Source organism: Pseudomonas sp. GZD-209 (assembly GCF_049310485.1).
Classification (GTDB): Bacteria; Pseudomonadota; Gammaproteobacteria; order Pseudomonadales; family Pseudomonadaceae; genus Aquipseudomonas; species Aquipseudomonas sichuanensis.
Genome location: NZ_JBMOWQ010000046.1, coordinates 1 through 14585, shown reverse-complemented (window position 1 = coordinate 14585; position 14585 = coordinate 1). Strand labels below are relative to the sequence as shown.

Genomic DNA, 14585 nt, shown 5'->3' with positions numbered 1-14585 from the left:
CCCCGCGATTGGGTTCACCCTTCGAGCTTGGACTTGAGCAATTGGTTCACTTGCCCCGGGTTGGCCTTGCCTTTCGAGGCCTTCATCGCCTGGCCGACGAAGAAGCCGAACATCTTGCCGCGCTTGGCTTCGTCAGCGGCGCGGTACTGTTCGACCTGGTCGGCGTTGGCGGCGAGCATCTCGTCGAGCATCTTGTCGATCGCGCCGGTGTCGGTGACCTGCTTCAGGCCTTTGCTTTCGATGATGCTGTCGGCATCGCCTTCGCCAGCGGCCATGGCCTCGAACACGGTCTTGGCGATCTTGCCGCTGATGGTGTTGTCACGGATGCGCAGCAGCATGCCGCCCAGTTGCTCGGCGCTGACCGGCGACTGGTCGATTTCCAGGCCCAGCTTGTTCAGCAGGCTGCCCAGTTCGACCATGACCCAGTTGGCGGCCAGCTTGGCGTCGCCGCCGATCTTCACCACCTGCTCGAAGTAGTCGGCTTGCTCGCGGCTGGAGGCCAGCACGTTGGCGTCGTAGGCCGACAGGCCGTACTGGCTCTGGAAGCGTTCGACTTTCTGTGGCGGCAGCTCCGGCAGGCCGGCGCGCACGCTGTCGAGGAACGCGGGCTCGATGACCACCGGCAGCAGGTCCGGGTCGGGGAAGTAACGGTAGTCGTTGGCTTCCTCCTTGCTGCGCATGGAGCGGGTCTCGTCCTTGTTCGGGTCGTACAGGCGGGTTTCCTGCACTACCTTGCCGCCGTCCTCGATCAGGTCGATCTGGCGCTGGATTTCGCTGTTGATCGCACGCTCGATGAAGCGGAACGAGTTGACGTTCTTGATCTCGCAGCGGGTGCCGAACTCGGCCTGGCCTTTCGGGCGGATCGACACGTTGCAGTCGCAGCGCAGCGAGCCTTCGGCCATGTTGCCGTCGCAGATGCCCAGGTAGCGCACCAGGGCATGGATCGCCTTGACGTAGGCCACGGCCTCTTTGGCGCTGCGCATGTCCGGCTCGGAGACGATCTCCAGCAGCGGCGTGCCGGCGCGGTTCAGGTCGATGCCGGTGGCGCCGTTGAAGTCTTCGTGCAGGCTTTTGCCGGCGTCTTCTTCAAGGTGCGCGCGGGTCACGCCAATGCGCTTGACGGTGCCGTCTTCCAGGGCGATGTCCAGGTGGCCCTTGCCGACGATCGGCAGGTCCATCTGGCTGATCTGATAGCCCTTGGGCAGGTCAGGGTAGAAGTAGTTCTTGCGCGCGAATACGTTGCGCGGGCCGATTTCGGCATCGATCGCCAGGCCGAACATGCACGCCATGCGCACGGCTTCCTGGTTGAGCACCGGCAGTACGCCGGGCATGCCCAGATCGACCAGGCTGGCCTGGGTGTTCGGCTCGGAACCGAAGGTGGTGGCGCTGCCGGAGAAAATCTTCGACTGGGTGGCGAGCTGGGTATGAATTTCCAGCCCGATCACAACTTCCCATTGCATGTGTGAATTCCTCAGAAGCCGTTGGGGGCGCGGGTGTGCCAGTCGGTGACTTGCTGGTAACGGTGCGCGATGTTGAGCAGGCGGCCTTCCTGGAAATACGGGGCCAGCAGCTGCACGCCCACCGGCAGGCCATCGACGAAGCCGGCCGGCATCGACAGGCCCGGCAGGCCCGCCAGGTTGGCGGTGATGGTGTAGACGTCTTCCAGGTAGGCGGCGACCGGGTCGCTGCTCTTGGCGCCGAGCTTCCAGGCCGGGTTTGGCGTGGTCGGGCCGAGGATCACGTCGACGTCGTGGAAGGCGGCCACGAAGTCGTTCTTGATCAGGCGGCGGATCTGCTGCGCCTTGACGTAGTAGGCATCGTAGTAGCCGGCCGACAGGGCGTAGGTGCCGACCATGATCCGGCGCTGTACTTCGACGCCGAAGCCTTCACCGCGCGAGCGCTTGTACAGGTCGGTGAGGTCTTTGGGGTTTTCGCAGCGATGGCCGAAGCGCACGCCGTCGAAACGCGACAGGTTGGAGGAAGCTTCCGCCGGGGCGATCACGTAGTAGGCCGGGATGGCGTGCTGCATGTTCGGCAGGCTGATTTGTTTGACCACGGCGCCGAGCTTTTCCAGCTCCTTGACGCTGGCATGCACCAGTTCGGCGATGCGCGGGTCGAGGCCGGCACCGAAGTATTCCTTCGGCACGCCGATGCGCAGGCCTTGCAGCGAGCCGTTCAGGTTGGCGCTGAAGTCCGGCACTGGCTCGTCGACCGAAGTCGAGTCCTTGGCGTCGAAACCGGCCATGCCTTGCAGCAGCAGGGCGCAGTCTTCAGCGGTACGGGCCAGTGGGCCGCCCTGGTCGAGGCTGGAGGCATAGGCAATCATGCCCCAGCGCGAAACACGGCCGTAGGTCGGCTTGAGGCCGGTCAGGTTGGTGAAGGCCGCCGGCTGGCGGATCGAACCGCCGGTGTCGGTACCGGTGGTGGCCGGCAGCAGGCGCGCGGCCACGGCCGCGGCCGAGCCGCCGGACGAACCGCCAGGCACGTGTTCCAGGTTCCACGGGTTCTTCACCGCGCCGTAGTGGCTGGACTCGTTGGCCGAGCCCATGGCGAACTCGTCCATGTTGGTCTTGCCCAGGCTGACCATGCCGGCTGCGGCCAGCTTGGCGACCACGGTGGCGTCATACGGGGCGGTGAAGTTGTCGAGCATCTTCGAACCGCAGCTGGTGCGGGTGCCGTTGGTGCAGAACAGGTCCTTGTGGGCGATCGGCGCACCCAGCAGAGCACCGGTTTCACCGGCGGCGCGGCGGGCGTCGGCGGCGCGCGCCTGCTCCAGGGCCTGCTCTTCGGTGACGGTGATGAAGCTGTTGAGCTGCGGGTCGAGCTGCTTGATGCGCGACAGCAGCGCGCCAGTCAGTTCTGCCGAGGAGAACGACTTGTCAGCGAGGCCGCGGGCGATCTCGGCCAGAGTGAATTGATGCATGGCAGGCGCTATCCCTTAATCGATGACTTTCGGAACCAGGTACAGACCGTTCTCGGTCGATGGGGCGACGGCTTGGTACTGGTCGCGCTGATTGCTCTCGGTGACCTGGTCGGGACGCAGGCGCTGGGTGGTTTCCAGCGGGTGGGCGAGCGGTTCGATGCCTGTGGTGTCGACAGCTTGCATCTGGTCGACCAGCCCGAGAATGCTGTTCAAGGCGTCGGTAATGCGTGGCAGTTCGCCTTCATTCAGGCCCAGGCGGGCCAGATGGGCGATCTTTTCCACGTCGGAGCGTTGCAGCGCCATGGGGATCTCCAGGAGGAACGATGAACGGAATTGTCCGCTAACAAAATGAGGAACATGTCAGGATTCTGGCGGTCAAAGGGCCGCGATCATCGGTAGGCATGCTCGGAAAAACAGCCAATTTAACATATTGGCTCCTTGCCCAAAATCCCTGCCATTGTTAGAGTTTGCCGCACTTTTTTACCCACGCTTTCCCCAGGGTCACTTTCCCATGTTCAAGAAACTGCGTGGCATGTTTTCCAGCGATCTGTCTATCGACCTGGGTACTGCCAACACCCTTATTTACGTGCGTGAGCGCGGTATCGTCCTGAATGAGCCCTCGGTTGTTGCCATCCGTACCCACGGCAACCAGAAAAGCGTCGTCGCTGTCGGTACCGAAGCCAAGCGCATGCTGGGCCGTACGCCCGGTAACATTGCGGCCATTCGTCCGATGAAAGATGGCGTGATCGCCGACTTCAGCGTTTGTGAAAAAATGTTGCAGTATTTCATCAACAAGGTTCACGAAAACAGCTTCCTGCAGCCCAGCCCTCGCGTGCTGATCTGCGTGCCGTGCAAGTCGACCCAGGTAGAGCGTCGCGCCATTCGCGAGTCGGCCCTGGGTGCCGGTGCCCGTGAAGTGTTCCTGATCGAAGAGCCGATGGCCGCTGCCATCGGTGCCGGCCTGCCGGTCGAAGAAGCCCGCGGTTCGATGGTCGTCGATATTGGTGGTGGTACCACTGAAATCGCGCTGATCTCGCTCAACGGCGTGGTCTACGCCGAGTCCGTGCGTGTTGGCGGCGACCGCTTCGACGAAGCCATCGTCACCTATGTGCGCCGTAACTACGGCAGCCTGATCGGCGAATCCACCGCCGAGCGCATCAAGCAGGAAATCGGCACCGCCTACCCAGGCGGCGAAGTGCGCGAAGTCGACGTCCGTGGCCGTAACCTGGCCGAAGGCGTTCCACGTGCCTTCACCCTGAACTCCAACGAAGTGCTTGAAGCCCTGCAAGAGTCGCTGGCGACCATCGTCCAGGCGGTCAAGAGCGCCCTGGAGCAATCGCCACCTGAGCTGGCCTCGGACATCGCCGAGCGCGGCCTGGTGCTGACCGGTGGTGGCGCGCTGCTGCGTGACCTGGACAAGCTGCTGGCCCAGGAAACCGGCCTGCCGGTGATCGTCGCCGAAGACCCGCTGACCTGCGTCGCCCGTGGCGGCGGCCGTGCCCTGGAAATGATGGACAAGCACGCGATGGACCTGCTCTCCAGCGAGTGAGCCCTGACGCTGCCGTTTCATCGCCCGGTTTACAGGTAGCACGCGCAGTGCTACCTGTATGCGCTGGGTTGGCGCCCGTGAGGGCGTCGTTTTCCGTCAATCCGCAAGCAGGCCGGTGCGTTGCCCCATGTTCAGTGACTTCCTGAGTCGTCCGCGAGGAACGGCCCATTAAACCGCTTTTCTCCAAAGGCCCCTCGCTGGGCGTACGCCTGCTCGTGCTGGTGGTGATGTCGATCGCACTGATGGTGGTCGACTCGCGTTTCGACCTGCTCAAGCCCGTGCGCAGTCAGATGGGCCTGGTGTTGATGGAGTCCTACTGGATCACCGACCTGCCGCAGCGCATGTGGCAGGGTGTGGCTGGCCAGTTCGGCAGCCGCACCGAGCTGATCGCCGAAAACGAGAAACTCAAGACCGAAGCCTTGCTGCTGCAAGGGCGCCTGCAAAAGCTGGCGGCCTTGACCGAGCAGAACGTGCGCCTGCGTGAGCTGCTCAATTCCTCGGCGCTGGTCAACGAGAAGGTCGAGGTTGCCGAGCTGATCGGTGTCGACCCCAACCCGTTCACCCACCGCATCCTGATCAATAAGGGCGAGCGCGACGGCGTGTTCCTCGGCCAGCCGGTGCTCGATGCCCGTGGCCTGATGGGCCAGGTGGTCGAGCTGATGCCGTACACCTCGCGGGTGCTGCTGCTCACCGACACCACCCACAGCATTCCGGTGCAGGTCAACCGCAACGGCCTGCGCGCCATCGCCAGCGGCACCGGCAACCCGGAACGCCTGGAGCTGCGCCATGTGGCCGACACTGCCGACGTCAAAGAAGGCGACCTGCTGGTCAGCTCCGGCATGGGCCAGCGCTTCCCGGCCGGCTACCCGGTGGCCACGGTCAACGAAGTGATCCACGATTCCGGCCAGCCATTCGCCATCGTCCGCGCCATCCCGACCGCCGCGCTCAACCGCAGCCGCTACATGCTGCTGGTGTTCAGCGACCGGCGCACCCCGGAAGAGCGTGCAACGGAAGCGGCGATTGCCCAGGAAGAAGCCGACCGCCAGGGTGCCGGGCATGGCCAGGCACCTGCGGCCCCGGCAACGCCAGCCGCAGCCAATGCCGCGCAGCCTGCCGCACCCGCCGCAGCTCCGGCACCTGCCGCAAACGTTACGGCCCCGGCCCACCCGGCCGCAGCGCCCGCTCAACCCCGGAGGCAATAATGGCCAGCACCCGTAGCAGAAACGGCTGGGCCATCTGGCTGACCTTTGCCATCGGCCTGTTGCTCAGCGTCTCGCCGATGCCGCAGTTCATGGAAGTCTTCCGGCCCATGTGGCTGGCGTTGCTGCTGGCGTTCTGGACCCTCACCGTGCCCACCAAGGTCGGCATGACCACCGCCTTCGTGCTGGGCCTGGCCGAAGACGTGCTGTACGGCACCTTGCTGGGGCAGAACGCGCTCATCCTTACCCTCATCACGTTCCTCGTGCTGTCGTTGCAGCAGCGCCTGCGCATGTTCCCCATGTGGCAGCAGAGCCTGGTGATCCTGGTGATCTTCGGTATCGCCCAGCTGATCCAGCTATGGCTCAGCGCCCTGACCGGCAACCGCCTGCCAACGCTGGCGTTGGTCTGGTCGGCGGTGATCAGTGCCTTGCTCTGGCCGTGGGTCAGCTTCGCCCTGCGCGGCTTGCGCGTGCGCTTGCATATTCATTGACGCTGCGCCACCACTGACAGGGAGATGTCCACATGCCTCAACTTTACCTGGCCTCCGGTTCGCCGCGTCGTCGTGAACTGCTGACCCAGATCGGCGTGCCGTTCACGGTCGTCAGTGCCCCCATCGATGAAACCCCGTTGCCCGGCGAAGCCCCGGCAGCCTATGTCGAGCGCCTGGCCCAGGCCAAGGCGGTGGCCGGTTTCGCCCACACCGACGGCAACGGCGTGGTGCTGGGCGCGGACACCACGGTGGTGCTCGACGACGAAATCCTCGGCAAGCCAGAAGACCGTGAACACTTCCTGGCCATGCTCGGCGACCTGTCCAAGCGCGAGCACCAGGTGCTCACCGCGGTGGCGCTGACCGATGGCCAGCGCAGCATCAGCCGCTGCGTCAGCACCACGGTGCGGTTTCGCGCCATCTCCTTCGAAGAAGCCCTGCGCTACTGGGCCAGCGGCGAGCCGCTGGACAAGGCCGGTGGCTATGCCATCCAGGGCCTGGGCGCGGTATTCGTCAGCGGCATCGAGGGCAGCTATTCGGCCGTGGTCGGCCTGCCCTTGAGCGAGACCGCCGAGCTGCTCGAGCAATTCGCCGTTGCTGTCTGGCAGCCGCAAGAGGGTTCGACAGCGCGCTAGCCAGCCATCCCGCAGCGATCCATCATTACCGAAAACCTTGACGAGAGCCTGCCATGAGTGAAGAGATTCTGATCAACATCACCCCGATGGAATCACGCGTGGCAGTGGTGGAGAACGGTGTCCTGCAGGAGGTGCACGTAGAGCGCACCCAGCGCCGCGGCATCGTCGGCAACATCTATAAAGGCAAGGTGGTCCGGGTGTTGCCGGGCATGCAGGCAGCGTTCGTCGATATCGGCCTGGAGCGTGCGGCGTTCATCCATGCCTCGGAGATTTCCCTGCGCGAAGGGTCGGCGGTAGAGACCATCACTGCGCTGGTGCATGAAGGGCAGGCACTGGTGGTGCAGGTGACCAAGGACCCCATCGGTACCAAGGGCGCGCGCCTCACCACCCAGTTGTCGATCCCCTCGCGCTACCTGGTGTATATGCCGCGCAGCAGCCATGTCGGCATCTCGCTGAAAATCGAGGAAGAAGCCGAGCGTGATCGCCTCAAGCAGGTGGTCACCGACTGCATGGCCCAGGAAGAGATGAAGGACGCCGGCGGCTTTATCTTGCGCACCGCTGCCGAGGGCGCGCGTGCCGAGGACATTCTCCAGGACATCCGCTACCTGCGCCGCTTGTGGGAGCAGATTGGCTCGCAGATCAAGACCTGTGGCGCTCCTACCGTGATCTATGAAGACCTGGGCCTGGCGCTGCGAACGCTGCGCGACCTGGTCAACGCCAAGATCGAGAAGATCCGCATCGATTCGCGGGAAACCTTCCAGAAGACCACGCAGTTCGTCGGCGAGTTGATGCCGGAAATCGCCGATCGCCTCGAGCACTACCCGGGCGAGCGGCCGATCTTCGACCTGTATGGCGTGGAAGACGAAATCCAGCGTGCCCTGGACCGCAAGGTGCCGCTCAAGTCCGGTGGCTACCTGGTGGTCGACCCGGCGGAGGCGATGACCACCATCGACGTCAACACCGGCGCGTTCGTTGGCCATCGCAACCTTGAAGAGACCATTTTCAAGACCAACCTGGAAGCGGCCACGGCCATTGCCCGGCAACTGCGCCTGCGCAACATCGGCGGGATCATCATCATCGACTTCATCGACATGGAAGACGAGGAGCACCAACGCCAGGTGCTGCGCACGCTGGAAAAGCAGTTGGAGCGCGATCACGCCAAGACCAACATCATCGGCATCACCGAGCTGGGCCTGGTGCAGATGACCCGCAAACGCACCCGCGAGAGCCTCGAACAGGTGCTGTGCGAGCCGTGTGCCGCCTGCCAGGGGCGCGGCAAGCTGAAGACGCCCGAGACCATTTGCTACGAGATCTTCCGTGAGATCCTTCGCGAAGCCCGTGCCTACCAGGCAGAGGGCTATCGGGTACTGGCCAACCAGAAGGTGGTCGACCGGCTGCTGGACGAAGAGTCGGGTAACGTCGCCGAACTTGAGACGTTCATCGGGCGAACCATCCGTTTCCAGGTCGAGTCCATGTATTCCCAGGAACAATATGATGTGGTGCTGCTCTGACCATCACTGAACCTATCTGCCCCAGGGACGGGCTGGCAAAGCGCTATTCAGCGGCCATAGTTAGTGGACGACTTGGAGGGCCTTGGCCATGGAGCGTCTGACCCGCGTTCTGAGCGCCTTGACCCGCTGGGGGTTGGCAATTTGCGCCCTGCTGGCGGTGCTGGTGGCGCTTTACGTCAGCCTCGGTCGGCAACTGATACCGCTGGTCGCCGAATACCGTGCGGACGCCGAGCTCAAGGCCGAACAGGCCTTGGGCCTGCCTGTGCATGTGGGGGCGCTGGAAGGCCGCTGGAGCGGCCTGGCCCCGGTCCTGCGGGTGCGCGATCTGCAACTGGGCGAAGGCGCCGCCGCGCTGCGCCTGGACGACGTCAAGCTGGTGCCGGACCTGTGGGCCAGCCTCAAGGCGCGTGAAGTGCGCCTGGCGCGCATCCAACTTGGTGGCCTGCAGTTGATCCTGCGTGAAAACCAGCAGGGCGCCTGGGCCCTGGAAGGCTTGCCGCACAAGGATGATGCGCCGCTCGACCCGGCAGATGCCCTCAAGCGCCTGCGCCAGCTGGGCCGGGTCGACCTGTTCGACAGCCAGGTTACCTTGCACCCGTGGCAGCGCGAGCCTCTCACCCTCACCTATGTCAGCCTCGGCCTGCAGGCCGGTGCTTCGCGCCAGAGCCTGGATCTGCGCGCCACCTTGCCCGATGGCCAGCCGCTGGCCGTCAGCCTGCGCAGCCGGGCCACGGCCAAGGCCTGGCGCGATGGCCAGGTGGAAGCCTACCTCAGCCTGCCACAGAGCGACTGGGCGCGCTGGCTGCCGCCGCGCCTGCTGGGCCAGTGGCAAGCCGATACCCTGCGGGCCGGCGGGGAGTTCTGGGTCGACTGGAGCCAAGGCCAGCTGCAAAGCGCCGTGGTGCGCCTGAATGCACCGCAACTCAAGGGCGCCTACAGCGAGCGTAAAGCGGTCGCCCTCGACAACCTGGCGTTGTCGGCCTGGTTCCAGCGCCGCAGCGAAGGTTTCGATGTGGCCGTGGACTCGCTTGCCGCGAGCATCGGCAAGACCCGCTGGGAATCTCACCTGCAACTGGCGCAGCGCACGGGACAGACGCCGGCCGAGGAGTCCTGGCAGGTCCAGGCCGATCGCCTCGAGCTGACGCCCCTGACCCCGTTGATCGACGCCCTGGCGCCGCTGCCGGACAACCTCAAGGCCGTGGTCGACGCCCTCAAGGTCACGGGCGCCTTGCGCAATGTGCGCCTGGACATCCGCCCCAAGGCCGAAGGCGACCAGCGCGTGCAGTTCGCCGCCAACCTGGAGAAGGTTGGCTTCGACGCCTACCACGGAGCGCCTGCGGCCGGTAACGTCAGCGGCGCCATCAGCGGCGACCTGGGTCAGGGCGAGCTGCGCCTGGATACCGAGGCGTTCATGCTGCACTTGTACCCGATCTTCGCCAAACCCTGGCATTACCAGAAAGCCAATGCCCGCCTGACCTGGAAGCTCGACAAGGAAGGCTTCACGCTGATCGCCCCCTACATCAAGGTGCTGGGCGAGGAGGGCAAGATCGCGGCTGACTTCCTGATCCGGCTGCTGTTCGAAGAGGGCCGCGAAGACTACATGGACCTGCGTGTCGGCATGACCGAGGGTGACGGCCGCTACACCGCCAAGTACCTGCCCGAGGTGCTCAGCCCGGCGCTCGACGAATGGCTGCGCAGTGCCATCGTCAAGGGCAACGTCGACGAGGGCTACTTCCAGTACCAGGGTTCGCTCAACCACGGCGCGCCGCCACATGCCCGCGACATCAGCCTGTTCTTCAAAGTGCATGACGCGGCACTGGACTTCCAGCCGGGCTGGCCGCAGGTGCAGCAGGTGGACGGCGATGTATTCATCGAAGACACCGGCGTTCGCGTCAATGCCCGCAGTGGCATGCTGCTCGACACCAAGGTCAGTGATGTCCGCGTCAACATTCCACATGTCGACGCGGGTCAGCACAGCCACCTTTTCCTGGATGGCGATTTCGACGGCAGCCTCGGCGATGGCCTGAAGATTCTCAAGGAAGCCCCCATCGGCACGGGGGCGATCTTCGCCGGCTGGGAAGGCGAGGGGCTGCTCAAGGGCAAGGTCAAGCTGGACATTCCCCTGGAACATGGTCAGCGGCCCAAGGTGCAGGTGGACTTTGCAACCGCGAACGCCACGCTCAAGGTGGCGCCGCCAACCCTGGAACTGAGCCGCCTCAAAGGTGATTTCAGCTTCGATTACGACAAGGGGCTGAGCGGCAAGGACATTGCTCTGCAGGCGTTCGGCAAACCGGTCACGGCGCAGATTGCCGCCGAAGGCAGGGACGGGCAGATCCAGAGCCGCATCACCGCCAATGGCCAGGTGGGCCTCAAGGCGCTGACCGACTGGCTGCAGTTCCAGCAGGCGTTGCCCGCTTCAGGGGACCTGCCCTACCAGTTGCAATTGTTGCTGGGCAGCCACGATAACCGGCTGACGGTCAACTCCTCGCTCAAGGGCCTGGCCATCGACCTGCCGGCACCATTCGGCAAGGCGGCCTCCGATATCCGCGACAGCCGCTTCAGCCTGACGTTGCAGGGCCCGGAGCGGCGTATCGATGCAGGTTATGCAGACCTGGCCCGCTTTGCCTATGCCGCGCCCGCCGACAAACTGGGCCAGGGCCGTGGCGAACTGCTGCTGGGCAGCGGCGAGGCCAACCCGCCCGCCGGCCAGGGCTTGCGGGTCCGTGGACACCTCGAAACGCTGGACCTGGCCCCCTGGCAGGCACAGATGTCGAGCCTGGCCGGCCAGGACCCAGGCGGCAGTGCCCGGCAGAACCTGCAAGGCGTCGACCTGAGCATCGGCCAGCTCAAGGCTTTCGGCATGGACCTCAACCAGGCCGTGGTGCGTCTGGCGCGCAGCGGCCCAGCCTGGGACCTGCGCCTGGACAGCAAGGAAGTCATTGGCAATGCACGTATTCCCGATGCCAAGGGGGTGCCGCTCACCATCCGCTTGCCATCGCTGCGCCTGCCGCCCGCTGATCCAAGTGTGACTGCGCCGGAGAACGCCCCGGACCCGTTGGCCAGCGTCGATCCACGCAACGTGCCACCGCTGGACCTGACCATCGACAAGCTGTATCGGGGCGACGACCTGTTCGGCAGTGCAACCCTGAAACTGCGCCAGGTGCCCCGTGGTATCGCCCTCAGCGACGTCGATCTGGACCTCAAGGGCCTGCATATCGACGGCAGCGGCGGCTGGGAAGGTGAACCGGGCAACACGTCGAGCTGGTACAAGGGGCGCCTGGACGGCAAGAACCTGAGCGACGTGCTCAAAGCCTGGGGCTTTGCACCCACCGTGACCAGCCGTGACTTCCGCATGGACGTGGACGGCCGCTGGCCGGGTTCGCCTGCCTGGGTGAGCCTCAATCGCTATTCGGGCAGCCTCGATGCGGCGCTACGTTCCGGCCAGTTCGTCGAGGTCGAAGGCAGCGCCCAGGCGCTGCGGGTGTTCGGCCTGCTCAACTTCAACTCGATTGGCCGGCGCTTGCGCCTGGACTTCTCCGACCTGTTCAGCAAAGGCCTGGCCTACGACCGGGTGAAGGGCCTGCTGGTGGCGAGCGAGGGGGTGTACGTGACCCGCGAGCCGATCACCGTCACTGGCCCGTCGAGCAACTTCGAGCTCGATGGCACCCTGGATCTGGCACGCGATCGGGTCGACGCCAACCTGATGGTGACGCTGCCGGTAACCAACAACCTGCCGCTCGCCGCGCTGATCATTGGTGCGCCGGCGGTGGGTGGGGCGCTGTTCCTGGTCGACCGCCTGATCGGCGACCGTGTGGCGCGTTTTGCCAGCGTGCATTACCGCGTCGAGGGGCCGGTGAAAGAGCCTAAAATCACCTTTGTGAAACCTTTTGATAAATAAGCCCGGGGTTGCGATGACGTCAGCAGTGATCCAGATGGTCAGCCAGGACGATGTGCTGGCCAACCTGCAACGTGCCACTGCGCTGCTCGAGCAGGCCGCTGCCGGCGGCGCGCGGCTGGCGGTGCTACCGGAGAATTTCGCGGCCATGGGCCGGCGCGACGCTGCCGCCATCGGGCGGGCCGAGGCCCTGGGCGAGGGGCCGATCCTGCCGTGGTTGAAACGCACGGCCCGCGACCTCAAGTTATGGATTGTCGCCGGCACGCTGCCGCTGCCACCGGTCGGCCAGCCTGAGGCAAAGTCCCACGCCTGCTCGCTGCTGATCGATGAGCACGGCGAGATCGCTGCGCGCTACGACAAGCTGCACCTGTTCGACGTGGATGTGGCCGACAACCGTGGCCGCTACCGCGAGTCGGATGACTACGCCCATGGCAGCCAGGTGGTGGTCGCCGATACGCCAGTGGGGCGCCTGGGCTTGTCGGTGTGCTACGACCTGCGCTTCCCCGAGCTCTACAGCGCCCTGCGCGCTGCCGGCGCCGAGCTGATCAGTGCACCGGCGGCGTTCACCGCGGTGACCGGCGCGGCGCACTGGGAGGTGCTGATCCGCGCGCGGGCCATCGAGACCCAGTGCTATGTACTGGCCGCCGCCCAGGGCGGCATGCATCCAGGGCCGCGGGAAACCCACGGCCAGGCGGCGATCGTCGACCCTTGGGGGCGGATCGTCGCGCAACAGGCGCGTGGCGAAGCAGTCTTGCTGGCCACGCGCGACAGCGAAGAACAGGCGTCCATCCGGGCGCGCATGCCGGTGGTTACCCACCGGCGCTTTTTCCCGCAGGACGCATTGCGGCCTGCGCAGACCTCGGAGTGACTATGAGCCAGATGTTATCCACCGTCAGTGAGCAGCTCCTGGCCCCGGGCGGATTGACCCTCGACAGCTTGCAGACGGTGCTCGGCGAGTTGGCGGGCCCCGGTATCGACGCGGCAGACCTGTATTTCCAGGGCCAGATTTCGGAAACCTGGGCGCTGGAAGATGGCATCGTCAAAGAAGGCAGTTTCAACCTCGACCAAGGCGTGGGCGTGCGTGCCCAGTCCGGTGAGAAAACCGGCTTTGCCTACAGCAATGCGATCAACCTGGAAGCCCTGACCTCGGCCGCCCGCGCCGCCCGCTCGATCTCCCGCGCCGGGCAGAACGGCACGGTGCAGGCGTTCCGCAGCCAGGACGTGACCGCGCTGTACGCACCGGACAACCCCCTGGATGTGCTCAGCCGTGCCGAAAAGGTCGAGTTGCTCAAGCGCGTCGACGCCGCCACCCGCGCGCTGGATCCGCGGATCCAGCAGGTCAGCGTGAGCATGGCCGGGGTGTGGGAGCGCATCCTGATTGCCGCCGCCGATGGCAGCCTGGCTGCCGACATTCGGCCGCTGGTGCGTTTCAACGTCAGCGTGATCGTCGAGCAGAACGGCCGTCGCGAGCGCGGCGGGCAGGGCGGTGGCGGGCGTACCGACTACCGCTATTTCACCGAGGAACGGGTGATGGGCTATGCCCGCGAAGCGCTGCGCCAGGCGCTGGTCAACCTCGAAGCGATCCCTGCTCCGGCCGGTACCCTGCCGGTGGTGCTGGGCTCGGGCTGGTCCGGCGTGCTGCTGCATGAGGCGGTCGGCCATGGCCTGGAAGGCGATTTCAACCGCAAGGGCAGCTCGGCGTTCAGTGGGCGCATCGGTGAGCAAGTGGCGTCGAGCCTGTGCACCATCGTCGACGACGGCACCCTGGAAGGGCGCCGCGGTTCGCTGAGCGTCGATGACGAAGGCACCCCGACCGAGTGCACCACGCTGATCGAGAACGGCATCCTCAAGGGCTACATGCAGGACAAGCTCAACGCCCGCCTGATGGGCATGGCGGTGACCGGTAACGGCCGTCGCGAATCCTACGCTCACCTGCCGATGCCGCGCATGACCAACACCTACATGCGTGCTGGCGAGAGCGACCCGCAGGAAATCATCGCCTCGGTGAAGAAGGGCATCTATTGCGCCAACCTCGGCGGTGGCCAGGTGGACATCACCAGCGGCAAGTTCGTGTTTTCCACCAGCGAGGCCTACCTGATCGAGGACGGCAAGATCACCGCGCCGGTCAAGGGGGCGACGCTGATCGGCAATGGCCCGGAGGCGATGAGCCGGGTGTCGATGGTCGGTAATGACCTGGCACTGGACAGCGGTGTGGGGACGTGCGGGAAGGATGGGCAGTCGGTGCCGGTGGGCGTTGGCCAGCCGACCCTGAAGCTGGACGCCATTACCGTGGGCGGTACGGGCGCTTGATGAACGATCGCGGGGGGGGGGGGGGCGCTGGCGGGGTGTTGGGGAGGGTTCTATTGTAGGTTGTAGGCCCTAGGC

The 14585-nt window shown here is 65.2% G+C and carries 11 protein-coding genes; 8 read left to right on the top strand and 3 right to left on the bottom strand.

Features of this window, described 5'->3' with window-relative positions; translation table 11 throughout:
• Positions 1-14: 14 nt before the first annotated feature.
• From gatB to gatC, 3 genes are read right to left on the bottom strand one after another with little or no spacing between them, the layout of a single operon-like run.
• Positions 15-1460, bottom strand: a complete 1446-nt coding sequence (gene gatB / locus ACO6VM_RS07075; RefSeq protein WP_125465358.1) for an Asp-tRNA(Asn)/Glu-tRNA(Gln) amidotransferase subunit GatB — start codon at positions 1458-1460, stop codon at positions 15-17.
• 11 nt (positions 1461-1471) lie between these two features.
• The gene (gene gatA / locus ACO6VM_RS07070) at positions 1472-2923 is read right to left on the bottom strand and encodes an Asp-tRNA(Asn)/Glu-tRNA(Gln) amidotransferase subunit GatA (RefSeq protein WP_401059757.1); all 1452 of its coding nucleotides are present in this window, start codon (positions 2921-2923) and stop codon (positions 1472-1474) included.
• 15 nt (positions 2924-2938) lie between these two features.
• Positions 2939-3226, bottom strand: coding sequence for an Asp-tRNA(Asn)/Glu-tRNA(Gln) amidotransferase subunit GatC (gene gatC / locus ACO6VM_RS07065; protein WP_110993452.1), 288 nt, complete (start codon positions 3224-3226; stop codon positions 2939-2941).
• Positions 3227-3434: 208 nt separating this feature from the next.
• Between gatC and mreB the strand changes: the two genes are divergently transcribed.
• From mreB to tldD, 8 genes are all read left to right on the top strand, one after another.
• On the top strand, positions 3435-4472 hold the full coding sequence (mreB, locus tag ACO6VM_RS07060) for a rod shape-determining protein MreB (protein ID WP_003255163.1): 1038 nt from the start codon (positions 3435-3437) through the stop codon (positions 4470-4472).
• A gap of 215 nt (positions 4473-4687) precedes the next feature.
• Positions 4688-5674, top strand: a complete 987-nt coding sequence (gene mreC / locus ACO6VM_RS07055) for a rod shape-determining protein MreC (RefSeq protein WP_374045899.1) — start codon at positions 4688-4690, stop codon at positions 5672-5674.
• The gene (mreD, locus tag ACO6VM_RS07050; RefSeq protein WP_125465355.1) at positions 5674-6162 is read left to right on the top strand and encodes a rod shape-determining protein MreD; all 489 of its coding nucleotides are present in this window, start codon (positions 5674-5676) and stop codon (positions 6160-6162) included. Before mreC ends, mreD begins: the two co-directional genes overlap by 1 nt.
• A 32-nt stretch (positions 6163-6194) precedes the next feature.
• A complete protein-coding gene (locus ACO6VM_RS07045; RefSeq protein ID WP_401059754.1) occupies positions 6195-6794 on the top strand; it encodes a Maf family protein in 600 nt (199 codons plus the stop codon).
• A gap of 53 nt (positions 6795-6847) precedes the next feature.
• On the top strand, positions 6848-8305 hold the full coding sequence (gene rng, locus ACO6VM_RS07040) for a ribonuclease G (protein WP_125465353.1): 1458 nt from the start codon (positions 6848-6850) through the stop codon (positions 8303-8305).
• A gap of 88 nt (positions 8306-8393) precedes the next feature.
• Positions 8394-12203: a YhdP family protein gene (locus ACO6VM_RS07035; RefSeq protein ID WP_422402962.1), complete on the top strand. Its 3810-nt coding sequence runs from the start codon at positions 8394-8396 to the stop codon at positions 12201-12203.
• A 13-nt stretch (positions 12204-12216) separates the two neighbouring features.
• The gene (locus tag ACO6VM_RS07030) at positions 12217-13068 is read left to right on the top strand and encodes a carbon-nitrogen hydrolase family protein (protein ID WP_125465351.1); all 852 of its coding nucleotides are present in this window, start codon (positions 12217-12219) and stop codon (positions 13066-13068) included.
• A gap of 2 nt (positions 13069-13070) precedes the next feature.
• Positions 13071-14510 (top strand): metalloprotease TldD, encoded by a 1440-nt coding sequence (gene tldD / locus ACO6VM_RS07025; RefSeq protein ID WP_401059749.1) that lies wholly within the window; start codon positions 13071-13073, stop codon positions 14508-14510.
• Positions 14511-14585 lie beyond the last annotated feature (75 nt).

What these genes read in the sequence shown, in the direction of transcription:
- ACO6VM_RS07035 (WP_422402962.1), top strand. Translation starts at nt 8,394, where the DNA reads ATGGAGCGTCTGACCCGCGTTCTGAGCGCCTTGACCCGCTGGGGGTTG.
- mreB (WP_003255163.1), top strand. Translation starts at nt 3,435, where the DNA reads ATGTTCAAGAAACTGCGTGGCATGTTTTCCAGCGATCTGTCTATCGAC.
- rng (WP_125465353.1), top strand. Translation starts at nt 6,848, where the DNA reads ATGAGTGAAGAGATTCTGATCAACATCACCCCGATGGAATCACGCGTG.
- mreD (WP_125465355.1), top strand. Translation starts at nt 5,674, where the DNA reads ATGGCCAGCACCCGTAGCAGAAACGGCTGGGCCATCTGGCTGACCTTT.
- gatB (WP_125465358.1), bottom strand. Translation starts at nt 1,460, where the DNA reads ATGCAATGGGAAGTTGTGATCGGGCTGGAAATTCATACCCAGCTCGCC.
- ACO6VM_RS07030 (WP_125465351.1), top strand. Translation starts at nt 12,217, where the DNA reads ATGACGTCAGCAGTGATCCAGATGGTCAGCCAGGACGATGTGCTGGCC.
- ACO6VM_RS07045 (WP_401059754.1), top strand. Translation starts at nt 6,195, where the DNA reads ATGCCTCAACTTTACCTGGCCTCCGGTTCGCCGCGTCGTCGTGAACTG.
- tldD (WP_401059749.1), top strand. Translation starts at nt 13,071, where the DNA reads ATGAGCCAGATGTTATCCACCGTCAGTGAGCAGCTCCTGGCCCCGGGC.
- gatC (WP_110993452.1), bottom strand. Translation starts at nt 3,226, where the DNA reads ATGGCGCTGCAACGCTCCGACGTGGAAAAGATCGCCCATCTGGCCCGC.
- gatA (WP_401059757.1), bottom strand. Translation starts at nt 2,923, where the DNA reads ATGCATCAATTCACTCTGGCCGAGATCGCCCGCGGCCTCGCTGACAAG.